A 25,760-nucleotide genomic window follows, 5' to 3' on the forward strand; every position below is an offset into this window, starting at 1 on the left:
CCCGCCACCGCCTCCGCCCCCGCCCGTCCCTGCGCCCGTGCCCGTCCCCGTTCCGCCCGCACCCGCCGCGCCGGCCCCGCAGCCGGCACCCCCGGCCCCGCAGCCGGCCCCGCCGGCGCCCGCCGCCCCGGCGGTCCCCGCGGTCCCGAGCCCGGCCGCGTCGAGCCCGGCGCGGCCGAGCCCGCTGTGGCCGACCCCGTCCGTACGGCCCGTGCACCGGGCCCCGGCGGCCAAGCCGCTGCCGCCCGCGAAGCACCACCACGCCGCCCCGGCGACCACCACGATGCTGCTGGTCACCGTGCCCGCCGTGCTGGCGGCGGCCGCCCTGCGGCCGGGTGGCCGTGGCCGCGCCGGCAGCACCGGCGGTGGCCGTGGCGAGGCCGGCCACGGCGGTGACGGCGGCACCGCGCAGTCCTGATCCCCCGGGGCCCGGGGGCGGCACCCGCCGTCCCCGGCCGCCCCCGAGTTCCGCGTTACGTCATGAGCCAAGCCAGAGAAGGGAGTTCCCATGTCCGAGTGGGTGGCGTTGGCCATCGCCATGGCGGCGGCCTGTGCCGTCGTGGTGGCGGTGGTGCTGCTGAGGCACCGCAAGGTGGGCGCCGGGAAGGACAACAGCGAGACCCCGGACGTCATCGAGTACATCACGATGATGATCGGGGTGGTCTACGCGATCGTCCTCGGCCTCGCCATCGCCGGGGTCTGGGAGGCGCGCGGCGCCGCCCAGGACGACCTGTTCCGCGAGGCGCAGTCGCTGCGCGAGGTGAGCGACCGGGCCGTGGTCTACCCGGCGGAGTTCCGCGACCAGGTCCGCGCCGACGTGGACGGCTACGTCACGTACGTGGTGAACACCGAGTGGGACTACATGGCCGAACACGGCGACATCACCGACAAGGGCACCCAGTTGCTGCAGAAGCTGCAGAACGACGTGGCCACCCGGGCGCCGGCCTCGGACCTGGAGTCGCAGGCCTACCAGCCGATCATGGACCGGATCGGCCAGGCCTCCGACGCCCGAGACCAGCGCGGCCAGAACGCCGGGCCGACGATGCCCGGGGTGGTCTGGTTCGGTCTGATCGTCGGTGCGGTGGTGACCGTCGGCATGCTGTTCGCGCTCCAGATCCGGCGAACGCCGCGGGAGTTGATCCTGGCGGGCTGCTTCAGCGCGCTGATCGCCTTCCTGCTGTTCATGATCTGGGACTTCGACGATCCCTTCTCCCGCAGCGTCTCGGTGACCACCCAGCCGTTCACGGACCTCTTCCCCTCGCTCAACCTGAAGGACTGAGCAGGGCCCTGACCTGCTGGGCCTGGACCTGTCGAGGTCCCGACCTGCCGAGATCCGGGCAGATCATCTTCGGATAATCTTGCCCGGATTTCCGGGGGTCGGCGTTCGGTCCCCGGCCGAGGTCACCGAGGGGAACGTCAGCAGTGTCCAGCCCGACGCCGGAGTTCGGCGCCCACGCCCCGTACCCGCCCGAGCGCCCGGAGCGGGCCTGGTGGTGGCTTCCCGCGGCGGAGCGCGCCCGGCGGAAGAAGCAGCGCCACCAGTGGGAGCTGTACCGGCGCAGCGCCCGCAAGGCGAAGTCGGCCCGCAAGGACGAGCCGGCCCGTAAGCGCGACCGCTGGGACGACGGCTGCCTGGACTGCTGCGGCGACGCCTTCTGCGACATCGCCAGCCCGTGCATGATCGCGATCATCCCGGTGATGCTGGCCTCCGGCGTCCGCTTCGCCCTCACCGGCGGGCGCGGGCGGCGCGCCGCCGACCCGGCCGCCCCCGCGCCGGCCGGGTTCGCGGCCGGGGTGCTGTACGGCGCGGTGCGCTACTACCGCACCGAGGTCAGCCCCCGGCGGCCGGCCTGCTGCCCGTACACGCCGTCCTGCTCGACGTACGCGGTGCAGGCGCTGCACCGGCACGGCGCCCTGCGCGGGGCCCGACTGACGGCCGGCCGGCTGCTGCGCTGCCGCCCCGGCCGGGGCGGCGCGGACCCGGTGCCGCAGCGGTGAGGACGGGCGGCGGCCCGCGCGGAGGTCTCCGCGCGGGCCGCCGTCGTTCGTGCGTGAGCCGTCAGCGCAGGGCGGCGTCCATCGAGTTGAGCATGGTGCCGGAGGCGTCGTCGTTCTCCAGGGAGAAGGCGAACAGGCCGCCCAGCCCCTTGGTCCTGGCGTAGGCCCCGCGCGCCTGGACGGCCTGCGGGGTGTCGCCGGTCCAGAAGTTGGTGCCGTCGTAGACCCAGCTGCTCCCGGTGACCGGGTCCCAATGGGTCTGCGCGGCGCTCGGGTTGAGCTCCTTCCAGGCGGCCAGCCCGGCCTCCTGGCTCAGCGGCTTGGCCGGCGTCGGGCCGGTCGCGCTCTGGTACAGGCCGTAGTTCGAGCCGGCCGGGACGCCCGTCCAGCCGCGCCAGTAGAACGGGATGCCGAGCACGATCCGGTTCGCCGGGAAGCCGCCGGGGATGCCGTACTCGGGCAGGCCGGTGGTGTACGCGGCGAGCGTGGTGTCGACGTTGTACTTGAGCGTGCCGGGCTTGATCGGCGTGGTCGGGTCGGCGGGGCTGTCGTGCAGCGGGTCCTGGTGGTTGGTCGGGCCCTTGGCGTCCCAGGCGCCGTGCATGTCGTAGGACATGACGTCCGCGTAGTCCAGGTAGGCGCCGATCTTGTCGGTCTCCAGCTGGGCGATCTTGTCCTGGCCGCTGGGCAGCGCGGCGCTCAGCAGGTAGCGCTTGCCCTGGGCGGCGCCGAGGGCGTCCAGCTGGGTGCGGAACTCCTTGAGCAGCAGGGTGAAGTTCTGCTTGTCGGCGGGGGAGTAGTGGTTGCCGGTGTGGCCGCCGGCCGAGCCCGGGTACTCCCAGTCGAGGTCGACGCCGTCGAAGATGCCCGCCGCCGAGGCCGGGCCGCCGGAGGCGTCCCCGGCGACGCCGGTCGGCAGGTTGCCCTTGAGGAACATGTCGAGGCAGGAGGAGACGAAGGTCTTCCGGGAGGCGTCGGTGGCGGCCGCGTCGGAGAAGTACTTGGAGTACGTCCAGCCGCCGATCGAGATGGTGAAGCGCAGGTTCGGGTACTTGGCCTTGAGCTGGCGCAGCTGGTTGAAGTTGCCCTTGAGCGGCTGGTCCCAGCCGTCGGTGCTGCCGTCCACGCTGGTGCCGGAGCCGAAGCCGCTCTGGTAGTCGGCGTAGGCGTCGCCCGCGCCGTCGCCGGCGTTGGGGTCGGACTCGTTGGCGGAGTCGGAGGCCTTCACCGCCTGGAAGCAGGTGAGCTTCGTCGGGTCGATGTTGGCGAAGGCGTAGTGGATGACGTCCAGCTTGTTCGCGGCGCCGCTGCTGTCGACGTTCTTCGGGTAGTAGGCGTTCTCGTAGACGCCCCACTGGTCGAAGTAGGCCGAGCGGACGGGCTGCTGGGCGGGCGCGGCGGCGGTCGTGGTGCTCACCGGCGCGGACTGGGCGGAGGCGTGGCCGCCGGAGTAGCCCTGGACGCTGAAGGTGTAGGCGCGGCCGGGCAGCAGCGAGCTGACCGCGACCGAGGTGCCCATCGAGGTGGCGACCAGCTGCCCGTTGGACCACACCTTGTAGGCCACCGGGCCGTCCCCGGTGGAGAGGGTGGACGGCTGCCAGTTCAGCACCACGGCGCCGGCGGTGACCTTGCTGACCGTCAGGCCGGTCGGGGTGGTGACCTTGCCGTCCCCGGCCGGGCCGCTCGCGGTGGCCGTCGCGGTCGGCGAGGCGGTCGGGCTCCCGGTCGCGGTCGGGCTCGCGGTCGGGCTCCCGGTGGCGGTCGGACTGGTGGAGGCCGTGGGGCTGGTGGACGCGGTCGGGCTGGCCGTGGCGGTCGGGCTGCCGCTCGCCGTGGGGCTGGCGGAGGAGGTCGGCCCGGCCGGGCCGGTGAGCGTGAGGTCGTCGGCGCCGTAGGTGCCGGTGCCGTACCAGCCGTGGGTGTAGACGGTGACCGAAGTGGTGCCGGCGCCGGTGGTGAAGGTGCTGCTCAGCGGGCTCCAGCCGGTGCCGCCGGGCGTCCAGGACGAGGAGTCGACGCCGGTGCCGGTGGCGCCCAGGTAGACGTAGCTGCCCTGCACCCAGCCGGACAGCGTGTACGTGGTGTTCGGCTGGACGGCGACGGTCTGCTGACACTGCGCGGTGTCGGAGCCGGACGCGGCGCCGCTGAGCGCGTGGCTCCCGCCGTGCACCGGGGTGGTGACGACGGAGCCGTTGGCGCACGTCCAGCCGGCCAGCGTGCCGGTCTCGAAGTCGCCGTTGACCAGCAGGTTGACCGGGGCGGCCGAGGCCGGGCCGAGCGAGAGGGCCAGCGCGGCGCCGCTGGTGGTGAGCGTGGCGGCCAGTGCGAGGGCGGTGGCCCGGCGGCGCCGGTCGGCGCGGCGCCCGGCGTGCGCGCGGGCGGGCAGGCCGGGCCGGTCGGGCCGCGGGGGCATGACGCGGTCGTGCATGCGGGGTGTCCTCCGGATGTGTGGGGGTTCCGGCGGTGCGTGGCCCGGACGGGCCGAGGGAGCCGCCCCGGGCGCGGTGGGGGCGCACGGGCGGGGTGGGGCGGGTGTCGCGTGCTGACGAACGGTGCGCGGACACGGCGGGCCGGCCGGCCCGGTCGTGCCACGACAGAACAGATTGGACTGGACCAATATTCGCCGTCAAGAGTGCCGGCCGGTCCGGCCGTCCGTGCCTGACCAGGTGTCCACCCGCCGGACCGGGCCGGACCGGCGCCTCCGCCGCCCGGTAGGTTGACCCGTACCGAGCAGGCCCGCCGAACGGAGGAGGCGCCATGGACAGTCAGGACTGGGACGACCGCTACGCCGCGAGCGAACTGGTGTGGGGCGCCGAGCCCAACCGGTGGGTGGTCCGCGAGCTCGCCGGGCTCACCCCCGGCCACGCCCTCGACCTGGCCGCCGGCGAAGGCCGCAACGCCATCTGGCTCGCCGCCCGGGGCTGGCACGTCACCGGCCTGGACTTCTCCGCCGTCGCCCTGGAGCGCGCCGAACGGCTCACCGCCGAACTGCCCGACGAGGTCGCCGACCGGCTCACCTGGCGCCACGGCGACGCCCGCGCCCTGGAGGCGCCCGCCGGCGGCTACGACCTCGTCCTGGTCGCCTACCTGCAGCTGCCCGCCGAGGACCGCCGCACCGCCCTGCGCCGCGCCGCCGACGCGCTCGCCCCCGGCGGCACCCTGCTGGTCGTCGGCCACGACCTGACCAACCTCGCCGAGGGCGTCGGCGGCCCGCAGGACCCGGCCGTCCTGTTCACCCCCGACGACGTCCTCGCCGACCTCGCCGGTCACGGCCTGCGCACCGTCCGCGCCGAACGCGTCCACCGGCCGGTCGGCGCCGACCCGGGGCACCGCGAAGGCGGCACCGGCGGGCGCGACGCCATCGACGCGCTGGTCCGCCTGGAGCGGGGTGCCGCATGAGCGGAGCCCTCACGCGTCAGCCACTGACCCGGCGCACGCTGCTCACCGGCCTGGCCGCCGCCGCCCCGCTGGCCCTCGCCGGCTGCTCCTCCGACACCCAGAAGGACCGGAGCGACAAGAAGGACAAGAAGGGCAAGGACGCCCCGGTGGCCAAGGCGAGCGACCCCGGCCACGAGGCCTTCGTGATGATCGTCCGGCACGGCGAGAAGCCGTCCGGCGACACGCCCGGTCTGGACGAGAACGGCAAGCACGACGCCAAGTCCCTCACCCAGCGCGGCTGGGACCGCGCCAAGGCGCTGCCCGGCCTGTTCACCCCGCCCGCCGCCGGGCTGCGCACCCCGGCCAAGATCTACGCGGCCACCGACCAGGGCCCGCTGGCCGGCGGCCACCGGATGCGGCAGACCGTCACCCCGCTCGCCGCCGCGCTCGGGCTCACCCTCGACCTCGGCTACGCCGAGTCCCAGGAGAGCGAGCTGGCCACCGCCGCCCTGGCCGGGACGCAGCCGGTGCTGATCTGCTGGGAGCACTCGCGCATCTCCCGGATCGTCGAGGCGCTCGGCGCCGCCGGCAGCGGCGCACCCGCCGCCTGGCCGGACCGGTTCGACCTGGTGTGGGTCTTCTCCCGGCCGGCCGGCGGCGCCTGGACCTTCCAGGAGGTGCGCCAGCACCTGCTGGACGGCGACGCCTGACCCGCCTGCGGTCGGCCGGGGCCGGGCGCAGTGCGGTCCGATCGAGGCGGGAGCGGTCGGGAGCGGTCGGGAGTGAGGCGGGGGCGGTCGGGGGGTAGGGTCCGGGAAGGGCCGTCCGATGATCGAATCGTCTCAACGGTGCCGTGGATCCGCGGCAGTCGGCGGCAGGAACGAGGAGGGCGCGGGATGAGCGTTTCGCTGGCCAAGGGGCAGAAGATCAGCCTGGAGAAGCCGGGCGGTGGGCAGCTGAGCGTGGTCCGGATGGGCCTCGGTTGGCGGGCCGCGCAGCCCAAGGGGTTCTTCGCCAAGCTGCTCTCCGTCGGCCAGGAGATCGACCTGGACGCCTCGGCCGTGCTGTTCTCCCAGGGCCGCCCGGTGGACGTGGTGTTCTTCCAGCACCTCACCAGCAACGACGGCTCCGTCCGGCACAGCGGCGACAACCTGGTCGGCGGCGCCGGCGACCAGACCGACGACGAGTCGATCACCGTCGACCTGACCAGGATCGCCGCCGAGGTCGACCAGATCGTCTTCACGGTCAACTCCTTCACCGGGCAGACCTTCCAGGAGGTCGAGGCGGCCTTCTGCCGCCTGGTCGACGAGACCACCGGCGCCGAGCTCGCCCGCTACACGCTGACCGGCGGAGGGCCGTACACCGCGCAGATCATGGCCAAGGTGCAGCGCACGCCCGGCGGTTGGCAGATGGCCGCGATCGGGCAGCCGGCCAGCGGACGCACCTTCCAGGACCTGATGCCGGAGCTGGTCAAGCACCTCTGACGCACGTGCGGAAAAGGGCCCGGCCGCGTGGCAGCGGTCCGGGCCCTTCGCCGTCCGTGCGGCGGTGCTCAGCTCACTTCGTCGGCGTGGCCGAGGGCGAGAGCGACGCGCTGGGCGTGCCGCTCGCCGCCGCGCTCGGGCTGGTCGTCGTGGTGGGCGTGGCGGTGGCGGAGGGCGTGGCCGTGGCGGTCGGGCTCGGGCAGCCGGTGGGCGTGCTCGGGGTGCCGCCGGGCGTGGCGGACGCGGTGGCGGACGGCGTGCCGCTGGGCGTCGCGCTCGGGCTGGTCGTCGTGGTGGGCGTGGCGGTGGCGCTGGGCGTGGCGGTCGGGCTCGGGCAGCCGGTGGGCGTGCTCGGGGTGCCCGAGGGCGTCGTGGTCGCCGTGGCGCTCGGCGACGGGCTGCCGCTCGGGGTGGCCGAGGTGCTGGTGGACGGCGAGGGCGAACCGGACGGCGTCGGCGTGGTGCTGGGCGTGGGCGTGGTGGTCGGCTGGGCGGAGGGCGAGGGCGCTGCGGTCGGCGTCGGGCTCGGGGTGGCGGAGGCGGTGGGCTGCGGTGCCGGCGCCGCGCCCGTGGTGCCGCCGTCCGAGCCGGTGCCGCTGCCGGCGGGCCGGGCGAACGGGGAGGGCAGCGGGGCCGGGGCGGAGCCCGTGCCGTCCGGGACGGTGCTGACCGTGCCGCTGCCGAAGTGGGCCATCCAGTTTTTGACGGTGCGCAGGTACTCGGCCGAGTTGTTGTAGCTGAGGATCGCCCGGTCGAGCTGTGCCGGGTCGGAGAGGTCGCGCCCGCCCGCGCACAGGTAGCGGCCGGCCGCCTCGGCGGCGTCGAAGATGTTGTTCGGGTCGGCCTTGCCCTTGCCGGTGGTGTCCACGCCCCAGGTCTCCCAGGTGGACGGGATGAACTGCATCGGCCCGACCGCGCGGTCCCAGCGGGCATCGCCGTCGTAGCGGCCGCCGTCGGTGTCGGGTATCGCGGCGAAGCCGTTGCCGTCCAGCACCGGGCCGAGGATCGGGGTCAGGGTGGTGCCCGCGGCGTCCACCCGGCCGCCGTTCGCCTGCCCGGACTCGACCTGGCCGATCGCGGCCAGCAGCTGCCACGGCAGGTGGCAGCCGGGCGAGCGCTGCGCCAGCGAGGCCTCGGCCTGGCGGTAGGCGGCGAACACGGTGGCGGGCAGCGAGGCCCCGGTGGCGGTGAACGGCCCGGCCACGGGCGCCCCGGGCAGGCCGGGCAGCGCGGGCAGGGTGCCGGGCGGCTGCGGCAGTTGGACGGTGCCTCCGCCGTCCGCCGGGACGCGGGTGCCGTTGCCGGGGGTCGTGGAGCCCGGGAAGTCGCCCGGGGCGGGGGCGGCCGTGGAGGAGTCGGCCGCCGCGACCGGGGCCAGCCCCAGGCCCGTCACCTGGGAGCCGGTCAGTGCGGCCAGCGCGGTGAAGGCCGCGGCCGTACCGGTGACCCGCTTGCCGAGCCTGACCTTGCGCCCGCCTCCGGCGCTGCCGAGACTGCCGAACTTCGCCGCCATGTGATGCCCCTCCCCGTTGCCCGCCCGGTCCTCTCCGGAACGGTCGAGCCGTCGTCATCGTGCCGGGCCGCGGGCAGCCGGCACCCTCCGCCGGATGATTAGTATCACGACCATCCGACAGCGGCGGAGCGCCCGCGGTGAACTTCCGGCGCGGTGGCCGGGGTGCGCGGCCCAGTTTTTCCCATGTCCCGTCAAGAGAGCGTTAGTTGGCCGGGGGCGCAAGGGCGGTGGGCCGGGCGCTCCGGTGGGCGGGAGGGCGGCCCGGGGCGCGGAGGTGGTACGTGCGCGTCGTTCCGGGCTCCCCGGCGGCGCCCGCCGCCGGCGGCGTGACCTGCCCGGATGCCCGCCGCCCCGCCGGCCGTCCCTAGCAAAACGGCGGCCCCGGCGCCAGGGGGCGGCCCCAACTCGCCCCTGGACGGGTGACGTTCCGGTGAAAGTGGGCATGCCAGCACCCGGTGCCCGGCAAGCTGAGGCCCGATGACGATGCGGATGGAGGACCGGACCGTGAGTGCGAACCTGCCGGAGACCGTGGCGGAGGGGGCTGTCGTCCTGCCGGCGCCTCCCCGGGTCGTGGACGATCTGGCCCGGGACCTGACCCAGGCCGCTGCGGCCGTCCGGGCGGTCTCGCGGATCTGTCGGGGCGGCGGGGACGTCTCCGTCGCCGCGTACACCGCCGTGGTGTGCACCGGGCGTTCGGCCGCCCGCGCGCTGGAGGAGGCGGCCGCCTGGTGCCGGCAGGCCCCCGAGGCCGAGGTGCACTCCCTGGCCTGGGCCCGCGTCCCCGGCCACCGGGAGGACGTCCACGAGTACCGCGTCACGCTGGCCGTCAGCTTCCCCGACGAGGAGACCGGCGAGCACACGGGGGACACCCACCTCTCCTGCCGCTGAGGAGCGGACGGGCGCCCCGCGCCCCGGAGGCCGTACCATCGCACCCATGGTCGATGGGGATACGAACCAGATGAGCGGGAACGCGCCCGAAGCGGCGGAAGACGGCGGCGGCGCACGCGAGTTGTCGCGGCCCGCCGCCGTCGTCGTCACCGTCCTGGCCGCCGTGTGCGGGGCCGCGGTGATGCTGGCTTTCGTCAGCTGGTTGGGGTGGAGCGTCCCGCTGGTCGGCGTGCTGGTCGCCAAGGGCGGGATCAAGCTGGCGGTCGGCGGCTTCGCCGGGCTGGCCGCCGCCTTCGCCTGGCTGCGCACCCGGCTCCGCGCGCCGAAGCGGACGGACTAGGTCCTCTCCGGCCAACCCGCCTGCGGGGCGGGGCAGGTGAGGTCGTGCTCGGGGGCGCGGTCGGCCAGCAGGTACTGCTCGACCACGTCGGTGACGCAGGTGTTGGCCGTCGGGTACTGGCCGTGGTCGCCGTTGCCGGTGACGGTGACCAGCCGGGAGCCGCGCAGCGCGCGGTGCGCCCCGAGGGCGGCCTCGTAGTACGTGGCGGGGTCGTGCACCGAGTTGAGCATCAGGGTGGTCGGCAGGTGGGCGCCGGTGATCTTCACCTTGGGTGCCGGGTCGGTCGGCCAGGCGGCGCAGACCGCGCTGAACGCGAGGGTGCGCGCCCCCACCAGCGGGTAGCGGGCGGTCAGTTCGGCGCCGCGCTCGACCCAGGTGTCCATGTCCCGGGTCCACGGGGTGTCGGAGCAGGTCACCGAGAAGTACTCGGCCAGGAACTCGGGGCTGAGGTACTGGCCGAAGACCTTCCCGGCCACCGCCTTGGCCGCCGGGGTGGCGGTCCGCCAGTCGTCGACGGCGGTCAGTGCCTCCGCCAGGTAGGGGAAGTTCTCGGCCTCGTAGATCACGTTGATCGCGCCGTTGTCCAGCTGGTTCGGGGCGATCGTCAACGGGCCGTCCACGATGGGTCGGTCGTGCAGCGCGGCGCGGACCCGCTCCCAGTGCGCCTGGACCTGCTCGGCCGTCGAGCCCCAGTGGTAGGTGGCGTCGCGGGCGGCCAGCCAGGGCACGAAGTCCTCGTCGAAGCGACGCTGGAAGCTCATCGGCTGGCCGAGTTCGAAGCGCTCCCAGGTGCCCTCGAAGCCGATGTTGCTGTCCAGCACCATCCGGTCGACCCGGTGCGGGAAGAGGGCGCCGTAGTAGGCGCCGAGCATCGAGGCGTAGGACGGGCCGTCGTAGCTGAGCTTGCGCTCGCCGAGCAGGGTACGGAACAGGTCGATGTCGTGCGCGGCCTGCCCGGTGTTCAGGAAGGGCAGCAGGTCGCCGCTGTTCTTCCGGCAACTGTCGGCGAGCTTGCGCGAGTTGGCGATGACCCGGTCGATCGCCTCGGGGGACCGGTCGCGGTAGTCGCCGGCCAGGAACTCCTGGAACTCCGCCGGGGTCTGGCACACCGCCCTGGTGCTCTCGCCGGTGCCGCGCTGGTCGAAGCCGACGATGTCGTAGGCGGCGGCGACGGCGGGCGCCTTGGCGGCCAGGCCGGCCGGGCGCGTCTGACCGTTCTGGGCTCCGGGGCCGCCCGCGGCGATCATCAGGGCGCCCTTGCGCTTGGCCGGGTCGGTGGCGCGGTGCCGGGAGACGGCGATGCTCAGGTCGGCCCCCGCGTCGGGGTGCTGCCAGTCCCGCGGGACGGCCATGGTGGCGCACTCAAGGGTCGGCTGCGTGGCGCAGGGGTGCCAGTTCAGCGTCTGCGCGGTGTAGCGGGCCGGCACCGGCCGGGCGTCGCCGGGGTCGCGGCCCTGGTCGCGGCTGTCGGCGTGGGCGGTGGCGGGCGCGGCGAGGCCGGCGAGGACGGCGGCGGCGACGGCCAGGGCGGCGCGCCGGCCGCGGGATGCTGTGGTGTTCACGGGAACGATCCTTCCCGGAGCGGTCCTGACGGTCGATCAAGCACGCGCCCCTCTTGGGGGTGGTGCTGGGTACACCCCCTCCGGGTGCGCACGCCGGGGCGGCCGGTGGGGACCCGGTGGGTGGCGGCCCAGGGCGGGTTCCGGCCGGCCGGCGCCGGGTTCAGTACGCGGCGGTGAAGCGGGCACGGCGGTGCGCGGGTCGCTCGGCCTCGTCGAGGAGGGCGACGGCCAGGTCCTCCATGGAGATCGCGGAGTTCCCGTCCTCGTCGACGAGCAGTTCGTCCCGGCCGATCCGGAACCGGCCGGTGCGCTCGCCGGGCTCCAGCAGCGCGGCGGGGCTCAGGTACGTCCAGTCGACCTCGGAGTCGGCGCGGTAGAGGTCGAGTTGCTCGCCGCAGGCCAGCGCGATCGGCCGGATGTCGGCCGGGAAGCCGGGGTCCTCGGCGACGGTCATGCCGCCGGCGCCGGGGACGGTCAGGCTGCCCGCGCCGCCCACGGCGAGCAGCCGCACGCCCGTCCCGGCGAGGCCGGCCAGCAGGCCGCGGGTGGCGGCGGGCAGTTCGTGCTCGCTGCCGGGCGCCGGCCGGGTCGCGGTGATCACCAGGTCCTGCCCGGCGGCGGCCCGGGAGACGGCCTCCGGGTCACGGGCGTCGCCCACGGCGATCGCGACGGCCGCCGGCAGGCCGTGCGGCTTGGCCCGGTCCCGTACGACGGCGGTGACCTCGTGGCCGCGGGACAGGGCCTCGGTGACGACGCGGCTGCCGACGCTGCCGGTGGCGCCGAAGACGGTGATGCGCATGGGTGTGCTCCTTGTGTCAGGGGTGGTGGTGCGGGCAGGAGGTGATGCGGGCAGGTGGCGGTGCGGTGGGGGCTCAGGCGCCTTCGCGGACGGGCTGCGGCGCGTCCGCGGCGCCGGGCGCGGGTGCGAGTCCCGGTACGGGTCCCGCGGGTTCCGGTGCGGGCGGGGGCGCGGCTGCGGCGCGGGGCCGTTGGGTCTGGGCCGCGATCAGCGAGCCGAGCACGATCAGCGCGCCGAGCGCCTGCAGCGGCGAGAGGTCCTGCCCGAGCGCCAGCCAGCCGAGCGTGGTGGCGACCACCGGGCTGAGCAGCGAGAGGAAGGAGACCGAGGTCGGCGGCAGGGCGCGCAGGCCGCGGAACCAGAGGGCGTAGGCGACCGCGGCGCCGATCAGGCCGAGGTAGGCGTAGCCGAGCAGGTTCTGGCCGGTCAGGTGGGAGGGCGGCGGGCCCTCGACGACCAGGGTGACGGGTACGAGCATCAGTCCGCCGGCGGTGAGCTGCCAGCCGGTGGTGGCGAGCACCGGTGCGGGGGAGGTCCAGCGCTTGGAGAGCACCACGCCGGTGGCCATGACCACGGCGCCGCCGAACGCGGCGGCCACCCCGATCATGTCGAGCTGGGCGTTGGCCCGCAGGACCAGCAGGCTGACGCCCACGACGCCGGCGATCCCGGAGAGCAGCGTGCGCAGGGTGAGCCGGTCGCCGAGCAGGGCGGCCGAGAGCCCGGCGGTGACCAGCGGCTGGACGGCGCCCACGGTGGCCGCGACCCCGCCGGGCAGGCGGTAGGCGGCGACGAACAGCAGGGCGAGGAATATCCCGATGTTGAGCGCGCCGAGCACGAGCGAGCGCCACCACCAACTGCCCTTGGGCAGGCGGCGGGTGAGGGCGATCAGCAGCAGGCCGGCGGGCAGGGCGCGCAGGGTGGCGGCGAGGAGCGGGCGGTTCGGTGGCAGGTACTCGGTGGTGACGAGGTACGTCGATCCCCAGACCGCGGGGGCGACGGCGGTCAGCAGCACGATACCGAGGCGTTGTTTTAGCACTAAGCCAATGTATCTCAGCGCTAAGGCATTTTCCACAGGACTGCCCCTGTGTGGTGGCTCACGGTTACCTGAGCACTAAGAAAACTCCGGGTGTCGCCTACCCTGGTGCCGTGACAGATCATGTGGACCGCGTCGTCGCGCAGTGGGGTGCCGAGTGCCCCGACCTGGACGTCTCCCCGATGGAGGTGTTCGGCCGGCTCAAGCGCCTGCACCGGCTGGTGACCGGCGAACTCGACCGGACCTTCGCCGCGCACGGCCTCGACGCCCCCTCCTTCGACGTCCTCGCCACGCTGAAGCGCAGCGGCCCGCCCTACCGCCTCACCCCCACCGGCCTGATGCAGTCCGCGATGGTCACCTCCGGCGCCATCACCCAGCGCCTCGACCGCCTGGAGGCCCGCGGACTGGTCACCAGGACCCGCAGCGACCTGGACGGCCGCAGCCGCGAGGTCGCCCTCACCCCCGAGGGCCACGCCCTGATCGAACGCGCCCTGCCCGACCACCTCGCGACCGAGCGCCGCCTCCTCGCCGGGCTCGACGAGGCCGGCGCCGCCGCCCTGGTCGACGGCATGCGCGCCATGCTCACCGCCCTCGGCGACGTCAACGGCCCGCCGGAGCGGTAGCGGGACCGGGCCCGGGATCGTGCCCGGGCACGATCCCGTCCGGCCGGGTAAACCCGTTGCCCGGCCGGACGGACCTCTCCTTGGATGGGCGCCATGGAAGACCCGATCTGGACCGCCCTGCCCGCCGAGGCCCGCGACGAGGTGGACGACAACCTGCGCCTGCGCCGCTTCGTCATGGCGATGAAGGTGATCCGCGACGCCTCGCCCGCGCCGGTGCCCGGCCTGGCCGCCTGCTCGGACCTGGTCGCCGCGCGGTACGAGGAGCTCGGCCTGGGCCGGCCCTGACGGCGGCGGCCGGACGGTCCCAGGTCACGGGTTCACCGCGACCGCCTTGAAGAAGGTGTAGTGGAACGTCCCGCCCGGCCCGGCCGTGCGCCGCAGGTCGGCCACGCCCCGGTCGAACTCCTCCGCCGTGGCCAGTCCGGCCGCCAGCGCGTCCGCCCGTACCGCCTCCACCATCGCCACGAAGGTCCGCCGGGTGAAGCCCTCCGCCAGGCCCGGGCGCCCCGCGTCCGCGTAGACCGTGCGCGGACGGACCACCGGCTCCGCGAAACCGGCCGCCGTCAACAGCGGGTGCAGCCGTCGCCCGATCAGGGCGTCCCCGCCCGCCCCGGCCTGCAGCCGCACCAGGTGGCCGATCACGCGGTGGGCGGCCGGGCTCTCCGGGTGGAACAGCGCCGAGCCGTGGTCGCCCTCGATCACCGTGATCGTCCCGCCCGGCCGCAGCACCCGGCGCAGCGCCGCCAGGGCGGCCACCGGGGCGGCCAGGTGCTCCAGCACGAAGCACACGAAGACGTGGTCGAACGAGCCGTCCGGGAAGGGCAGTTCGTGCAAGTCCCCGTGGTGCCAGGACACCTGCGCGCCGGGCGCCTCGGCCGCCACCCGGGCGCGGGCCTGCGCCAGCGAGTCCGCCGACAGGTCCGCCGCCGTCAGCAGCACCCCCGGGCTGCCGGCCAGCAGGTGCACCGTCTGCGCCCCCACCCCGCAGCCCGCCTCCAGCACCCGGCTGCCCGCCGGGTAGGCCGTGTCGGCGTGCAGCAGCCGGGCGAGGGTGTCGGCCTGGTCGCCCAGGCGCAGCGCCTCGCGCTCCGAGTAGCCGTGGACGTAGCGGTGGTCGTGCTCGGTGGTCTTCGGTCCTGCCGTTTCCGTGGTCATGGCTCCACCCTCGCGCCACTATGGACCGGTGAACAGGTCCAAAGACGCGGCATACGACAGGTCCAAAGACGCGGCCCCCGCCAGCTCCGAACCCGCCGAGACCGGCGCCGACTTCCTCCAGCTCGACCCCGCCGAGGCCCCGGCCGGCGGCCTCACCGACTGGCTCGCCCGCCGACTGCGCGAGGCCGTCGCGGACGGACGCCTCCCGGCCGGCAGCCGGTTGCCCGCCAGCCGGGTGCTCGCCGCCGAACTCGGCGTCTCCCGTGGGGTGGTGACCGACGCCTACCGGCGCCTCGCCGAGGAGGGGCAGGTCGACGGGCGGCGGCGGGGCGGCACCGTCGTCGTCGCCCCGGCCGTGCCGGCCGCCCCGGCGCCCGCCCTCGCGGCAGGGCCGGCGCCCGTTCGCCCCGCCGCCGAGCTCTTCCGCCCCGACCCCGGCCCCGAGCTCTTCGACCGCCTGCGCGCGGCCCCCGCCCGGATCGACCTCACCCCCGGCCTGCCCGACCTCGCCGCCTTCCCCCGCACCGCCTGGCTGCGCGCCGAACGCGCCGTCCTCGACGGCCTCACCGCCGCCGACCTCGGCTACGGCGACCCGCGCGGCACCCCCGCACTGCGCCGGGCCGTCGCCCAGTGGCTGGCCCGCAACCGGGGCGTGCGCGCCGACCCGGACGAGGTGCTGATCGTCGCCGGCGCCGCCCAGGCCCTCGCCCTGCTCGGCCAAGCCCTCGCCCGGGAGGGCGTCACCGAGGTCGCCGTCGAGGACCCTGGCTCCCTCGGCACCCGGCAGCACCTCGCCCACTGGCTCGCCGCCGCGCCGCCCGTCCCGGTCGACGCCGAGGGCATCCGGGTCGACGCGCTGCGCGCCACCGGCGCCCCGGCCGTCCTGGTCACCCCCGCCCACCAGTTCCCGACCGGCGTCGTCCTCGGCGGCGAACGGCGGCGCGAGCTGCTCGGCTGGGCGGCCGACGGCGGCCTCGTCCTGGAGGACGACTACGACGCCGAACACCGCTACGACCGCCCGCCGGTGCCCGCCCTGCGCGCCACCCTGCCCGACCGGGTCTGCTACCTCGGCAGCATCTCCAAACTGCTCGCCCCCGCCCTGCGCACCGGCTGGCTGCTGGTCCCCGCCCGGCTGCGCGAGGCCGTGCTGGAGGCCAAGCGCTACGCCGACCTCGGCAACCCGGCGCTGCCCCAACTGGTGCTCGCCCGGCTGATGGAATCCGGCGAACTGGAACGCCACCTCCGGCTGCTGCGCCGCCGCCACCGCCGCCGCCGGGACGCCATGATCGCCGCGATCCGCACCCACCTCCCGCACGCCACCGTCCACGGCGCCGCCGCCGGACTGCACCTGATGCTCACCCTCCCGCCGGAACCCGCCCGCACCGACGTGGACCTGGCCGAAGCGGCCCTGTCCCACGGCGTCAAGACCCACCCCCTGACCTGGCACGCCCGACTGCCCTCCCCACCCGGCCTGGTCCTCGGCTACGCGGCGACCCCACCGGGCGACATCACCGAAGGCATCGCCCTGCTGGGCGACGTGGTCCGGCGCACGGGCCGGCGGCCGTCGTAGCCGGGTGCGTCCTCGGTGGCTACCCGGTCGCGGCGGGCTGTGGTCAGGAGGCGGCGGCGCGGGTCAGTTCGGCCTCGTACTGGGCGGCGTCGAAGGTGTACTCCAGCGGCCGGGTCGCGTCGGCGGGGAGCTCCCAGTCCGACCAGAGCACGACGTCGGCGATCCGCCGGATCACCGCGGACAGGTAGCCGCAGCAGCCGCCGGTGCACTCGGGCTCGCCCAGGACCACCCGGCGGGGCTCCTCGGTGGCGCGCAGCGGGGAGGGGCCGTCGGGCGGGAAGAGCAGCACGGAGGAGGGGCCGCGGCCGTCCGTGCCGGGGCCGATCGACTCCTCGACGACGTCCTCGCCGTTGACGAGGAAGCGCACCTGGGAGGAACGGCGGTCCGTCACCACGCGGAGTTCCAGACGATCGAACATCGGGCCAGCCTATGCCGGGGCGCCGCGCGGCGTACTGCCGGGCGGCGGGCCCGCCCGGCTACGCTGGCCGCGCCCTGGACGCCGAAGACCGGCGAACACCCCCGTGGAGGCGTGATGGTCCCGTTCCGGCGTGCGGTTCAACTCGGGCTGGCCGCCCTGGTGCTGGGGGCCGCGCTCGGTCCGGCGCCGGCCGGGTCGGCGGCGGTGCCGCGCAGGGCACCCGGTGAGAGGAGTGCGGCGATGACCGGCCACCACCCGGACTCCCGCACGCTCGCCGGGCGGCGGATCGTGCTCTCGTACCCGGGGCCGACTCCGCCGCCCGAGGTGCTGGGCGCGATCCGGGAGGGCCGGGCGGCCGGGGTGATCCTGTTCGCCGAGAACGTCCGCAGCGCGGAACAACTCGCGCGGGCCGTGGCGGACTTGAAGCGGGCGGCGGCGGAGGCGCCGGAGCCCCGGGCGCTGCTGCTGATGACCGACCAGGAGGGCGGCAAGGTGCGTCGGCTGCCGGGCGCGCCCGAGCTGTCCGCCCGCCGTACGGGCCTGGCGCCGGATCCGGTCGCCGCGGCCGTCGCCTCCGGCGCCGGCGCCGCCGGGACGCTCGCCGACGCCGGGCTCAACGTGAACCTGGCGCCGGTGCTCGACGTCTACGACGCCCCGGACGACTTCATCGACCACTACGAGCGCTCCTACGGCCAGGACCCCTCCAGGGTCGGCGAGTTGGCCACCGCCTTCCTCGCCGCCCAGCAGGACCTCGGTGTCGCCGCGACCGCCAAGCACTTCCCGGGGCTCGGCGCGGCCGCCCGCGACGAGAACACCGACGCCCGCCCGGTGACCCTGCCCGTCCCGCTGGAGCGGCTGCGCGATCGCCACGAGGCGCCGTACCGGGCCGCCATCGCGGCGGGGGTGCGGTTGGTGATGACCTCCTGGGCCGTCTACCCGGCGCTCGACCCGGACCGCCCGGCCGGGCTCTCGCCCGCCGTGGTGCAGGGCGAGCTGCGCGAGCGCCTCGGCTTCGACGGCGTGACCGTCACCGACGCGCTGGAGGCCGGGGCCCTCGCCCCGTACGGCGGCACGGGTGACCGCGCGGTGGCCGCCGCCGGGGCCGGGATGGACCTGCTGCTCTGCTCGGCCCGCGACCCCCGGCAGGGCGCGGAGGCCGCCGAGGCCCTGGCGGCCGCCCTGGACTCCGGCCGGCTCGACCCCCGCGCCTTCGCCGCCGCCGTCGACCGGATCGACCGCCTGCGGGCCGACCTGGGGGAGTGAGGCGGCGCCGGCCGCTCGCCGGGGCGGGTTTGCGTCATCGAAGGCCAGATTTTGGTCGGGTCGGTGATTCGAAGGGCAAATCCGGGTCGCGGCAGATGAATCGCATGGCAAAGTCGTGGTCGTGGCACCTGTGAAATGTCACATGTGCCATGTCGATGACGGTCGAACGTCGAGAACCACCTCGAACCGACCCCTGACGCCCCTGAAGGAGAAGCCGTGAACCGCATCACCCGACTCGCGGTCGGCGCCGCCGGTGCCGCCGCCATGCTCGCCGTCCCCGCACCCGCACTCGCCCAGCCGGGGGCGGCCGCCGCCGCCACGGTCACCACCTGCGGGTACTCCGGCCTCCAGGCCGGTCTGGGCACCAAGGTCTGCGCCGACGTCACCGGCGGTAGCGTCGTGATCTACGGGCAGATCGGTCTGGCCGGCCCGCCCTCCCCGGACACGCCCTGGCCCCCGGCGCCGCGCGAGCTGATCACCAGGCTGTCGGCGGAGGTGGTCGGCGGCCCGTCGCTCGGCTCGGTGTCCGGGCGGACGGTGTTCACGGTCAGCACCGTGCGGGTCGACGGGATCAGCGCCACCGTCGCGTGCGGCTCGGTCGTGCACGCCACCTTCGCGCTGGAGGCGGTCTGGCCGGTCTTGGGTCCGGTCACCGCGGACGTGCCGGTGAACTGCTGACGGCGCGTCACCCTGACGGCCGGGCCCGCGAGTTGGCAGACTCCCGGGCCCGGCCCTCGGCATTCTCCGGGCCGGTGGCCGGCCGGCGTCCGCCGCCCGGCCGTCACCCTCCACCGACCGGGTCGCTCCGGAGCGCTGTGACGACTTGAAGAAATCTTCATCTGTCGCGATGATGCCTACAGTCCGGGGCGGGTACCCGCCCGGCCGGACGACCACCGAACCCGAACCAGACGGAGAGATGCGGACGATGCCGGTCCCGCTGTACCAGGCGAAGGCGGACTTCTTCCGCACCCTCGGCCACCCGGTCCGCATCCGGGTCCTGGAACTGCTCCAGGACGGGCCCCGCCCGGTGCGCGAGCTGCTGGCGGAGATCGAGGTCGAGCCGTCCAACCTCTCCCAGCAGCTCGCCGTGCTGCGCCGCACCCAGCTGGTCACCGCCACCCGCGAGGGCAACACCGTGGTGTACGCGCTCAGCACTCCGGACGTCGCCGAGCTGCTCCGTGCCGCGCGCCGCATCCTGACCGACCTGCTCACCGACCAGGGCGCGCTGCTCTCCGAACTGCGCGCCTCCGGCGGCCGGTCGCCCCGCTGAGCCCGCGCCCGCGCACGAACCGGCCGACCGAGACCCACCCGAGGAGAACCCCCGCCATGAGCGACAGCACGACCGGCAGCGCGAGCGAGAGCAGCGGCGCGAGCCGGGGCGACGGCGCGAGCCGGCCCGGTGGCGCCGCCGACAGCACGAACGAGGAGAAGGCGCGCCGCAAGCAGATGCTGATCCGCGCGGGCATCTACATCTTCGCCACGCACCTGTTCGCCGGGTTCGTGTTGCTGCTCTTCGCCCTCGGCGACCGCAAGTAGCCCTCGGGGCTCAGCGGTACCGGCGGGTGGTGGCGGACCAGATCCGCACGCCGTCGACCAGCTCCCGGGTGCCGTCGAGGTACCAGCGCCCCTCCGGGTGCCGCCGCACCAGCTCGGCGCGCAGCGTCTCGCTCTCCTCGCGCAGCCGGGCGACCCGGGCGCGGACGGCCCGGACCGCCCGCCGCCGGGTGCAGCCGAGGGCCCGCTGCACGGTGTGGACGGTGTTGAAGGCGGGTGCGCTCTGACGCTCCTCGCGCTCCAGCGAGTGGAGGTCGTTGATCAGCGTGGCGGCGTCGGCGGTGGCGGCGCGCAGCCGGTGCAGCGCGGGGTCCGCGTGGAGGGCGGCGGGGGCGTCGGCGCCGTGGAGTCGTTCCAGTATGTTCATGAACGGGTAGAGGCAGCTGCCGTGGCGGCGCAGTCGCACGGTCTCGGCGAGCCCGAGGGCCGGCACGGTGCCGCCGGCCCGGTGCCCGGCCTCGGCGGGGAAGGTGGCCAGGCAGGCCTGCCAGTCGCGGGCGGCGCGGGCCCGCCAGGCGGGGGTCGCGGCGGCGGTCTGCCGGTGCCACAGCTCCTGCCAGGCGGCGAGCAGCGGGGAGCGGCCGGCGGCGTCGGCCTCGCCCCCGTCGTCGGCCCCACCCCAGTCGCCCGTCTCGTCCCGCGCCGTTCCATCCCGTGCGGCTTCGCCCCGGTCGGTCTCGCGCCGCAGGACGGCGAGCAGCGGGTCGACGAGGGCGCGCGCCTCGGCCGGGCGGCGTCCGGGCGGGCCGTCGAAGCGGTCGTCGAGAATGGTGAACCAGCCGAGCACGTCCACCAGCAGGTCGAGCTCGGTGCCCCGGGCGCGCGGGTAGGCGTGGCCGATCAGCTCGTGCAGCGCGTATGCCCGGTAGCCGGGCAGCTCGGCCGGGGTGAGCAGGCCGTGCCGGAGCACCCAGTCGGCGTGCCGGTCGGCGGCGCGCGCCAGCTCCGCGGCCGGTCGCGGCGCGGCGGGGGGCGGCGTGGCGAAGGCCGGCGGGACGGGGACGGGGGCGGGGGCGGCGACCGGGTCGGGCGTGGCCCGGGCGGCCGGGACGGCGGTGGCGAGCGGGCCCGCGGCCACCGGGCCGCCGCCCTCGCCCGGCCGGGCTGCCGCGCGCGGCGCCAGCCGTACCCGCAGCCCCTGCGCCTGGACGGTGGTCCAGACCACCTCCCGGGCTCGCGCCCCGGGCACCGCCACCGGGCGCCAGCGGCGCAGGATGGCGGCGGCCGCGACCGTCAGCTCGGCCCAGGCGAAGGCCTCCCCGACGCACTTGTGCTTTCCGGCGCCGAACGGCAGGAAGGACGGCCGCCCCACGCCGCCGGGGGCGTCCTGCCAGCGCTCGGGGCGGAAGGCCAGCGGGTCGGGGTAGCGCTCGGGGTCGCGGTGCAGGGCGGTGAGGCTGTACAGCAGCTCGGTGCCCGCCGGGATGCGGTACGGGCCGAGGTCGACGGGCACCTCGGCGGTGCGCATCAGGAAGGCGTTCGGCGCGTGCAGCCGCAGCACCTCCTGGGCGACGGCGCGGGTGTACGTCAGCCGGGCCAGCGCCTCGGGGGTGGGGGCGGTGCCGGCGGGCAGGTGCCGGTCGAGTTCGGCGAGGATCCGGGCCTCGACCTCGGGGTGGCGCAGGAGTTCGTCGAGCAGCCAGGTCAGGGTGGTGGAGACGGTCTCGGTGCCGGCGCCGAACATGGTGATCGCCTCGGAGCGGACGTCGGCCTCGGTGAGCGGGCGTCCGGTGGCCGGGTCGGTGGCGGCGCGGAGCAGGGCGGGCAGGGTGCCGGGCGCCGGGTCGCCCGGCCCGCGCCCGTTGACGGCCTGGTCGACGACCTGGTTGAGGGCCCGGACGGCGGCGTCGAAGCGCCGGTTGACGGGCAGCGGCAGCCGGCCGAGCGCCGGGTGGGGGTAGAGGGACTGGACGATCTGGCCCTTCACCAGGTCCGGCAGCGCGCGGTGGAAGGCGAGGGCGGCGTCCTCGCTGAGCCGGGCGTCGAACAGCGAGCGGGTGACGATTTCGAGCGCCAGGTGGTTCATCTCCCGGGCGACGTCGAGGACTTGGCCGGGGCGCCAGCGTCCGGCCCGCTCCTCGGTGACCTGGTGCATCACGGCCAGGTAGCCGGCCATCCGGTCCGGCCCGAAGGCGGGCTGGACGATCCGGCGGCGGTCGCGGTGGGCCCGGCCCTCGGACATCAGCAGGCCGTCGCCGAAGGCGGTCTTGAGGGTGTCCTGGACGGCGCCGCGCGGGCAGTCGTGGGCCAGCGCGACCAGCAGGGTGTGGACGAGCCGGGCGTCGGTGACCACGCAGACGCTGCGCGGGCCGAGCCGGATGCGGACCACGCCGCCGTGCGGGGCGAGTGAGCCGAGGAAGCCGAGCGGGTCGCGCAGCAGCGCGGCGGCGTGGCCGAGGCCGGGCAGCGCGCCGGGGGCGAGCGCGGGGAGGGCGGGCCTGCCGGCGGCGGGCGGGGCGGTTCTCGGAGGGACGATTCCCGGCCGTGGACAGTGGCGTGGGGTCTCGGTCTCGGTCTGCAGGGACATGACACTACCTCTCGGGAGATGGACCGGTGCGGGCGGTGCTGGGGGCGGCGCCGGCGCCGGTCGGAGGGCGGGGTCGACCGGCTCGGACCCCGCGTGCGTCCTGCCTGGAGGGCGCACGCCATGGCAAACGCGCCGGTTCCGAGGTCGTTGCGCGGTACCACGGTGGATCACTCCAACGGTCGATCGCCCGGGGCCGCGCCGGCCGGGCTCGGACCGTCGCGCTGACCTGCGCCGACACCCGCGCGCGGGGCCCGCGCCCGGGGCCGGGGGCAGGGTCTTTCGGCCCTCGCCGCACGGCCGTGCGAGGGCCAGCATGGTGTATCGGAGAAGGAGGAACCTGATGACCCGTCCGCGCCACCGGCCGGCCCGCCCCACCTCGCCGGGGCGCCCGACCCGGCCGGGGCCGCGCGCCGGCTCGGCGGCCGCCCGTTCGTCCGCCGCACCGACCCCGACGACGGCCGCGCCCGGGTGCTCCACCGGCACCACGGCGGGCATTACGGCCTGATAACGCCGGTAGCGGACGCCACTTGTGGGGCAGGGATCACCTCGGCACCCCGCTGATCCACCGCACCGAACGCCCCCGCCGAACGCCCCCCACCGGGCCCCACGCCGAGACAGAGGAACGGGACCATGGACTGCGACGACGTCATGCTGACCGTCCGGATCACCGCCGCCGAGCGGGCGCTGCTGCGGGACCTCGCGCGCGCCCACGGCGGCGACGTCTCCGAGGTGGCGGTGGACGGCCTGCTGGAGGTCGTCCCCGCGCTGCACGACGACGGCTCGCTGCTGCCGCTGCAGCGCGTCCTGGCCCGGCCCGCGCCCTGCGCCGTCACCCTGTGGCTGCCCGCGTCCGTCGCCGACCTGCTGCCGCTGCTCGCCGAGCGGCTCGGCCGCACCGGCGGGCCCGCCGCCGCCGCGCCCAGCGGCGCGTTCTCCGCCGCGCTGCGGCTCTGGCTCGCCGGGGACCCGGCCGTGCTGGCCGCGGGGCTCGGCAGACTGCACGGCGGGTGCGTCGCCGGCGGCCGGCCGCCGGCGACGCACCCGGGCGTCCGGATCGCGGCCTGACCGGTACGGCTTGCTGACGTCACGTCAACAGCCTTTCCGGGTCGGCGCGTTCGGGATCCGCATCCATCTCGCCGCGGCTCTGGTCAGAGCCCGCCGGGAGGTCTAGCATTCCGGACACGACAGCCGGAGCCGCCGCCCCGGGACTCCGGCCGGGTGGCCATCGCCACCCCCTGCCGGGGAGCGCACACCCCCCGAATGCGCTCCCCGGCACCTTCGCGTTCCGGGCCGGTGTCCGGTCACGGCGCCCCCGTGGCGGCCGTGCGCCGAGCCCGCCGCAAACCTCCGCGACACCTCCGTGACATCTTCCGGACGTCTCCGGGTAACTCCGCGGACCGTTTCCGTTATCCTCGGGCGCCCCCGCCGCTCTCCTGGACGAGCACCGCCCAACCCCCGGCGCCCCGCCCTCCCCGCCGCCCCGACGCTCCCGCGCACCGTCCCCCACCCGACGAGGAATGCCCGCCATGCGTACCCGCAAGCTGTCCGCCGCCCTCGCCCTCGCCACGGCGGCCGCCCTGCCCAGCGCGGCCCCGGCCGCGGCCCACGGCGGAACCGTCCGACTCGAACTCTCCGGCACGCCCGGCGGCCACGTCCGCACGCTCGCCACCTGGGCGGACGACCACGACCCGGTCACCGAGGGCTTCACCGGTACGGTCGCCGCGGCCGCCTCGGACGGCCGCACCGCCGGTCCCTGGCGCCTGGTCTCCGTCCCGGACCAGCCCGGCGCGTACGCCACCCGCGAGAGCCTGCCCGCCGGGCACTGGCGGGTGAGCGTCGCCTGTACCTCCCCGGCCCCGGGGCACGACGAGCGCGACCTCGACGTGGACCCGGCGGCGAACGGCGAACTGGCGGCGAGCGGCGCCTCGGGCGGTTCGTCAGGCGATTCGTCAGGCGGGTCGACGGGCGGCTCGTCGGACGGTTCCTCGGACGGCTTCTCGGGCGGTTCCCCGGGTGGGGGCGGCGATCCGGCGCAGACCGTGCCGCGGTCCACGGCGGCCCCCCTGGCCGCCCCCGGCAGCCGGCCCGTCCACGAGACCACCGACGACGCCACCACCTGGGCCGCCATCGGCACCGCCGCCGCGGCCGTCCTCCTCGTCGCCACCGGCCTGTGGCTGCGCCGCCACGCCCGCCCCTGACCGGCGGCCGGACGGCCGGAGGAGGGTGGCGGGAGCCCGCGGGCTACTTCACCGCCGCGCCGGACTTCTCCCAGTTGTCCCGCAGCCGGTCCAGGTACGACTGAGCCTGCGGCCCGATCTTGACGCCCCGGGCGAAGGCCAGCATGTTGCCCGCGCCGGCGTTGTAGCCCAGGGCGAGCAGTTCGTTCCGGGTGAGCGGCGCGGAGGGGTGGGCCGGCAGCTGCGCGGCCAGGTCGTGGAGGTGCCAGGAGGCGGCCTGCACGGCGAGGTCCCGGTCGTCCGGCAGTTCCTCCCACCGGCGGGCCGCGAACGGGCGGCCCGGTTTGGTGTCGTCGAAGGCGGCCCGGTGCATGTTGGCGATGCCGAAGGAGGCGTCCGGCTTGCTGCGCTGCCAGGCCCGTTCGAGGTCCGGGTCGTGCGGCTTGTACGACTCGTTGTAGAGGATCGCCATCACCAGCTGCGGGTCGACCCCGGCCTCGGCGGCGTACCGGCGGACGGGCTCCGCGTAGTCGGCGGGGTCGTAGCGCCCGCCGCTGCCCGGCTTGGTGGCCGAGGGGGACGGCGTCGCCCCCGCCGCGGCGGAGGCGACGGACGGCGTCGGGGTGGGGCCCGCCGCGGGCGGGTCGGGGAGGTGGCCGCCGCTGTGGACGATGCCCCAGCCGGCCGCGGCCAGCAGCCCCACCGCCACCCAGCGGCCCCAGCGCGGCCCCCGCTGCTCCTCGCTCACCGCTGTCGCCCCTCCCCGGTTCGCCGTTCTCCCGTTCGACCGTCGTACGGTCGAACGCGCCCCGCAGTGCCTATTCGGTCGGCTTCTCGGCGGGCTTCTCGGCGCCGTCGAGGTTGCGCAGGAAGTCCTTCGCCTTCTCGACGCCGGTGTCGATGTGCCCGCTGTACTTGCCGTCCGTCTGGCCGTCGATCACGTCGCCGACCTTCTCCAGACCCTGCCCGAGCACATCGCTGTGCTCGCGGGCGAGGTCGGTGGCCTTGTCCGCGAGGTTCTTCAGACTCTCAAACATGGTGACGCTCTGCTCCTCTGTCGCGTTCCTGATGGTGTGCCGACGTGGCGGGGATCATGGTCATCCTAACGACGGCCTCCCGGACGGTCCGTCGCCACCGGGAGACCACGGGTGACTTTGCCGGGATGGGTTTGTATGCTCCAGCCCGATATCTACCGGTCTGTGGAGATGGGGAACCGCCACCAGGACGGACCGTGTCCCGGCATTCGCGGTGGCGGGAAACCGGCCACCGCGGCCGAAAACGATCGAGGGAAGTGCGCATGGCCGGTCAGCGGGCGAGAACGCCGTACCAGGACGCGGGACCGCGCACGGAGGACGCCGCCGTCCCCGCGCAGCGCTCCCGGGCGGCCGGGGCGGCGGGGTCCGCGGACGGCGGCGGTACGGCCGCCGGGCGTGCGGCGCGCGGCGGCCGGGCCGGGGCGTCCCGGCGGCGCCCGCAGC

The 25,760-nt window shown here is 75.7% G+C and carries 27 protein-coding genes; 17 read left to right on the forward strand and 10 right to left on the reverse strand.

Annotated features, from left to right (window positions below; translation table 11 throughout):
* Window positions 1-211 precede the first annotated feature (211 nt).
* The 3 genes from VM95_RS42000 (at window position 212) to yidD (ending at window position 1,998) form a co-directional block, all read left to right on the forward strand.
* Entirely contained in the window at window positions 212-418 is a 207-nt protein-coding gene (locus VM95_RS42000; RefSeq protein WP_045711772.1) for a hypothetical protein, read from the forward strand.
* 90 nt (window positions 419-508) lie between these two features.
* The gene (locus VM95_RS32370; RefSeq protein WP_045703655.1) at window positions 509-1,279 is read left to right on the forward strand and encodes a bestrophin-like domain; all 771 of its coding nucleotides are present in this window, start codon (window positions 509-511) and stop codon (window positions 1,277-1,279) included.
* Window positions 1,280-1,422: 143 nt separating this feature from the next.
* Entirely contained in the window at window positions 1,423-1,998 is a 576-nt protein-coding gene (gene yidD, locus VM95_RS44825; RefSeq protein ID WP_244179027.1) for a membrane protein insertion efficiency factor YidD, read from the forward strand.
* 61 nt (window positions 1,999-2,059) lie between these two features.
* On the opposite strand, the gene VM95_RS32380 is transcribed toward yidD, so the two are convergent.
* Window positions 2,060-4,426, reverse strand: a complete 2,367-nt coding sequence (locus VM95_RS32380; protein WP_244179028.1) for a glycosyl hydrolase family 18 protein — start codon at window positions 4,424-4,426, stop codon at window positions 2,060-2,062.
* A gap of 329 nt (window positions 4,427-4,755) precedes the next feature.
* Between VM95_RS32380 and VM95_RS32385 the strand changes: the two genes are divergently transcribed.
* The 3 genes from VM95_RS32385 (at window position 4,756) to VM95_RS32395 (ending at window position 6,860) form a co-directional block, all read left to right on the forward strand.
* Window positions 4,756-5,397 (forward strand): class I SAM-dependent methyltransferase, encoded by a 642-nt coding sequence (locus VM95_RS32385; RefSeq protein ID WP_045703657.1) that lies wholly within the window; start codon window positions 4,756-4,758, stop codon window positions 5,395-5,397.
* Entirely contained in the window at window positions 5,394-6,086 is a 693-nt protein-coding gene (locus tag VM95_RS32390) for a hypothetical protein (RefSeq protein WP_045703659.1), read from the forward strand. Before VM95_RS32385 ends, VM95_RS32390 begins: the two co-directional genes overlap by 4 nt.
* Window positions 6,087-6,272: 186 nt before the next feature.
* Complete coding sequence (locus VM95_RS32395) at window positions 6,273-6,860, forward strand: TerD family protein (RefSeq protein WP_045703660.1); 588 nt, start codon at window positions 6,273-6,275, stop codon at window positions 6,858-6,860.
* Between the two features lie 73 nt (window positions 6,861-6,933).
* Here VM95_RS32395 and VM95_RS32400 read toward each other — a convergent pair whose 3' ends face one another.
* Entirely contained in the window at window positions 6,934-8,373 is a 1,440-nt protein-coding gene (locus VM95_RS32400; protein WP_045703661.1) for a lytic transglycosylase domain-containing protein, read from the reverse strand.
* Window positions 8,374-8,877: 504 nt separating this feature from the next.
* Between VM95_RS32400 and VM95_RS32405 the strand changes: the two genes are divergently transcribed.
* Together VM95_RS32405 and VM95_RS32410 are read left to right on the forward strand one after the other, a co-directional pair.
* Window positions 8,878-9,261 carry a hypothetical protein gene (locus VM95_RS32405; protein ID WP_157882260.1) on the forward strand — a complete coding sequence of 128 codons (384 nt, stop codon included), beginning with the start codon at window positions 8,878-8,880 and terminating at the stop codon, window positions 9,259-9,261.
* Window positions 9,262-9,307: 46 nt separating this feature from the next.
* Window positions 9,308-9,601, forward strand: a complete 294-nt coding sequence (locus VM95_RS32410; protein ID WP_157882261.1) for a hypothetical protein — start codon at window positions 9,308-9,310, stop codon at window positions 9,599-9,601.
* Here the strand turns inward: VM95_RS32410 and VM95_RS32415 are convergent.
* The 3 genes from VM95_RS32415 to VM95_RS32425 all read right to left on the reverse strand — a co-directional run bounded on the left by VM95_RS32415 (window position 9,598) and on the right by VM95_RS32425 (window position 12,998).
* Entirely contained in the window at window positions 9,598-11,163 is a 1,566-nt protein-coding gene (locus tag VM95_RS32415) for an alpha/beta hydrolase (protein WP_244179029.1), read from the reverse strand. The genes VM95_RS32410 and VM95_RS32415 overlap by 4 nt on opposite strands.
* 160 nt (window positions 11,164-11,323) lie before the next feature.
* Entirely contained in the window at window positions 11,324-11,962 is a 639-nt protein-coding gene (locus VM95_RS32420) for an NAD(P)-dependent oxidoreductase (RefSeq protein WP_045703665.1), read from the reverse strand.
* Between the two features lie 73 nt (window positions 11,963-12,035).
* Window positions 12,036-12,998, reverse strand: coding sequence for an EamA family transporter (locus VM95_RS32425; protein ID WP_045703667.1), 963 nt, complete (start codon window positions 12,996-12,998; stop codon window positions 12,036-12,038).
* 110 nt (window positions 12,999-13,108) lie between these two features.
* On the opposite strand from VM95_RS32425, the gene VM95_RS32430 reads away from it, so the two are divergent.
* Both VM95_RS32430 and VM95_RS32435 read left to right on the forward strand, forming a co-directional pair.
* Window positions 13,109-13,618, forward strand: coding sequence for a MarR family winged helix-turn-helix transcriptional regulator (locus tag VM95_RS32430; RefSeq protein WP_045703670.1), 510 nt, complete (start codon window positions 13,109-13,111; stop codon window positions 13,616-13,618).
* A 93-nt stretch (window positions 13,619-13,711) separates the two neighbouring features.
* Window positions 13,712-13,903 (forward strand): hypothetical protein, encoded by a 192-nt coding sequence (locus VM95_RS32435; protein ID WP_045703672.1) that lies wholly within the window; start codon window positions 13,712-13,714, stop codon window positions 13,901-13,903.
* 24 nt (window positions 13,904-13,927) lie between these two features.
* Here the strand turns inward: VM95_RS32435 and VM95_RS32440 are convergent, their stop codons facing one another.
* Window positions 13,928-14,773 (reverse strand): methyltransferase domain-containing protein, encoded by an 846-nt coding sequence (locus VM95_RS32440; protein WP_045703674.1) that lies wholly within the window; start codon window positions 14,771-14,773, stop codon window positions 13,928-13,930.
* A gap of 28 nt (window positions 14,774-14,801) precedes the next feature.
* Here VM95_RS32440 and pdxR point away from each other — a divergent pair, with 28 nt between their 5' ends.
* Complete coding sequence (gene pdxR / locus VM95_RS32445; protein WP_063773593.1) at window positions 14,802-16,343, forward strand: MocR-like pyridoxine biosynthesis transcription factor PdxR; 1,542 nt, start codon at window positions 14,802-14,804, stop codon at window positions 16,341-16,343.
* Between the two features lie 43 nt (window positions 16,344-16,386).
* Here pdxR and VM95_RS32450 read toward each other — a convergent pair whose 3' ends face one another.
* Window positions 16,387-16,761, reverse strand: coding sequence for a hypothetical protein (locus VM95_RS32450; RefSeq protein WP_045703676.1), 375 nt, complete (start codon window positions 16,759-16,761; stop codon window positions 16,387-16,389).
* Window positions 16,762-17,001: 240 nt separating this feature from the next.
* Here VM95_RS32450 and VM95_RS32455 point away from each other — a divergent pair, with 240 nt between their 5' ends.
* The 4 genes from VM95_RS32455 to VM95_RS32470 all read left to right on the forward strand — a co-directional run bounded on the left by VM95_RS32455 (window position 17,002) and on the right by VM95_RS32470 (window position 19,560).
* Complete coding sequence (locus tag VM95_RS32455; RefSeq protein WP_078860875.1) at window positions 17,002-18,024, forward strand: glycoside hydrolase family 3 N-terminal domain-containing protein; 1,023 nt, start codon at window positions 17,002-17,004, stop codon at window positions 18,022-18,024.
* A 216-nt stretch (window positions 18,025-18,240) separates the two neighbouring features.
* Window positions 18,241-18,702: a hypothetical protein gene (locus tag VM95_RS42005; protein WP_045703680.1), complete on the forward strand. Its 462-nt coding sequence runs from the start codon at window positions 18,241-18,243 to the stop codon at window positions 18,700-18,702.
* Window positions 18,703-18,949: 247 nt separating this feature from the next.
* Window positions 18,950-19,294, forward strand: a complete 345-nt coding sequence (locus VM95_RS32465) for an ArsR/SmtB family transcription factor (protein ID WP_045703701.1) — start codon at window positions 18,950-18,952, stop codon at window positions 19,292-19,294.
* 56 nt (window positions 19,295-19,350) lie between these two features.
* Window positions 19,351-19,560, forward strand: coding sequence for a DUF6126 family protein (locus VM95_RS32470; protein ID WP_045703682.1), 210 nt, complete (start codon window positions 19,351-19,353; stop codon window positions 19,558-19,560).
* Window positions 19,561-19,570: 10 nt separating this feature from the next.
* Here the strand turns inward: VM95_RS32470 and VM95_RS39340 are convergent, their stop codons facing one another.
* Window positions 19,571-22,105, reverse strand: a complete 2,535-nt coding sequence (locus tag VM95_RS39340; RefSeq protein ID WP_052707707.1) for a cytochrome P450 — start codon at window positions 22,103-22,105, stop codon at window positions 19,571-19,573.
* A gap of 630 nt (window positions 22,106-22,735) precedes the next feature.
* Between VM95_RS39340 and VM95_RS32480 the strand changes: the two genes are divergently transcribed.
* Both VM95_RS32480 and VM95_RS32485 read left to right on the forward strand, forming a co-directional pair.
* Window positions 22,736-23,170 carry a hypothetical protein gene (locus VM95_RS32480; protein ID WP_045703684.1) on the forward strand — a complete coding sequence of 145 codons (435 nt, stop codon included), beginning with the start codon at window positions 22,736-22,738 and terminating at the stop codon, window positions 23,168-23,170.
* 461 nt (window positions 23,171-23,631) lie between these two features.
* Window positions 23,632-24,303 carry a hypothetical protein gene (locus VM95_RS32485; protein ID WP_045703686.1) on the forward strand — a complete coding sequence of 224 codons (672 nt, stop codon included), beginning with the start codon at window positions 23,632-23,634 and terminating at the stop codon, window positions 24,301-24,303.
* 43 nt (window positions 24,304-24,346) lie between these two features.
* Here the strand turns inward: VM95_RS32485 and VM95_RS32490 are convergent, their stop codons facing one another.
* Together VM95_RS32490 and VM95_RS32495 are read right to left on the reverse strand one after the other, a co-directional pair.
* Window positions 24,347-25,030: a lysozyme family protein gene (locus tag VM95_RS32490; RefSeq protein WP_052707708.1), complete on the reverse strand. Its 684-nt coding sequence runs from the start codon at window positions 25,028-25,030 to the stop codon at window positions 24,347-24,349.
* Window positions 25,031-25,100: 70 nt separating this feature from the next.
* Window positions 25,101-25,319 (reverse strand): antitoxin, encoded by a 219-nt coding sequence (locus tag VM95_RS32495; protein ID WP_045703688.1) that lies wholly within the window; start codon window positions 25,317-25,319, stop codon window positions 25,101-25,103.
* Window positions 25,320-25,760: the final 441 nt, after the last annotated feature.

Origin of the sequence: Streptomyces rubellomurinus, assembly GCF_000961885.1 — a bacterium.
Taxonomy (GTDB): Bacteria; Actinomycetota; Actinomycetes; order Streptomycetales; family Streptomycetaceae; genus Kitasatospora; species Kitasatospora rubellomurina.

What these genes read in the sequence shown, in the direction of transcription:
- VM95_RS32370 (WP_045703655.1), top strand. Translation starts at nt 509, where the DNA reads ATGTCCGAGTGGGTGGCGTTGGCCATCGCCATGGCGGCGGCCTGTGCC.
- VM95_RS32380 (WP_244179028.1), bottom strand. Translation starts at nt 4,426, where the DNA reads ATGCACGACCGCGTCATGCCCCCGCGGCCCGACCGGCCCGGCCTGCCC.
- VM95_RS32385 (WP_045703657.1), top strand. Translation starts at nt 4,756, where the DNA reads ATGGACAGTCAGGACTGGGACGACCGCTACGCCGCGAGCGAACTGGTG.
- VM95_RS32390 (WP_045703659.1), top strand. Translation starts at nt 5,394, where the DNA reads ATGAGCGGAGCCCTCACGCGTCAGCCACTGACCCGGCGCACGCTGCTC.
- VM95_RS32395 (WP_045703660.1), top strand. Translation starts at nt 6,273, where the DNA reads ATGAGCGTTTCGCTGGCCAAGGGGCAGAAGATCAGCCTGGAGAAGCCG.
- VM95_RS32400 (WP_045703661.1), bottom strand. Translation starts at nt 8,373, where the DNA reads ATGGCGGCGAAGTTCGGCAGTCTCGGCAGCGCCGGAGGCGGGCGCAAG.
- VM95_RS32410 (WP_157882261.1), top strand. Translation starts at nt 9,308, where the DNA reads ATGGTCGATGGGGATACGAACCAGATGAGCGGGAACGCGCCCGAAGCG.
- VM95_RS32420 (WP_045703665.1), bottom strand. Translation starts at nt 11,962, where the DNA reads ATGCGCATCACCGTCTTCGGCGCCACCGGCAGCGTCGGCAGCCGCGTC.
- VM95_RS32435 (WP_045703672.1), top strand. Translation starts at nt 13,712, where the DNA reads ATGGAAGACCCGATCTGGACCGCCCTGCCCGCCGAGGCCCGCGACGAG.
- VM95_RS32440 (WP_045703674.1), bottom strand. Translation starts at nt 14,773, where the DNA reads ATGACCACGGAAACGGCAGGACCGAAGACCACCGAGCACGACCACCGC.
- VM95_RS32450 (WP_045703676.1), bottom strand. Translation starts at nt 16,761, where the DNA reads ATGTTCGATCGTCTGGAACTCCGCGTGGTGACGGACCGCCGTTCCTCC.
- VM95_RS32455 (WP_078860875.1), top strand. Translation starts at nt 17,002, where the DNA reads ATGACCGGCCACCACCCGGACTCCCGCACGCTCGCCGGGCGGCGGATC.
- VM95_RS32465 (WP_045703701.1), top strand. Translation starts at nt 18,950, where the DNA reads ATGCCGGTCCCGCTGTACCAGGCGAAGGCGGACTTCTTCCGCACCCTC.
- VM95_RS32470 (WP_045703682.1), top strand. Translation starts at nt 19,351, where the DNA reads ATGAGCGACAGCACGACCGGCAGCGCGAGCGAGAGCAGCGGCGCGAGC.
- VM95_RS39340 (WP_052707707.1), bottom strand. Translation starts at nt 22,105, where the DNA reads ATGTCCCTGCAGACCGAGACCGAGACCCCACGCCACTGTCCACGGCCG.
- VM95_RS32480 (WP_045703684.1), top strand. Translation starts at nt 22,736, where the DNA reads ATGGACTGCGACGACGTCATGCTGACCGTCCGGATCACCGCCGCCGAG.
- VM95_RS32485 (WP_045703686.1), top strand. Translation starts at nt 23,632, where the DNA reads ATGCGTACCCGCAAGCTGTCCGCCGCCCTCGCCCTCGCCACGGCGGCC.
- VM95_RS32495 (WP_045703688.1), bottom strand. Translation starts at nt 25,319, where the DNA reads ATGTTTGAGAGTCTGAAGAACCTCGCGGACAAGGCCACCGACCTCGCC.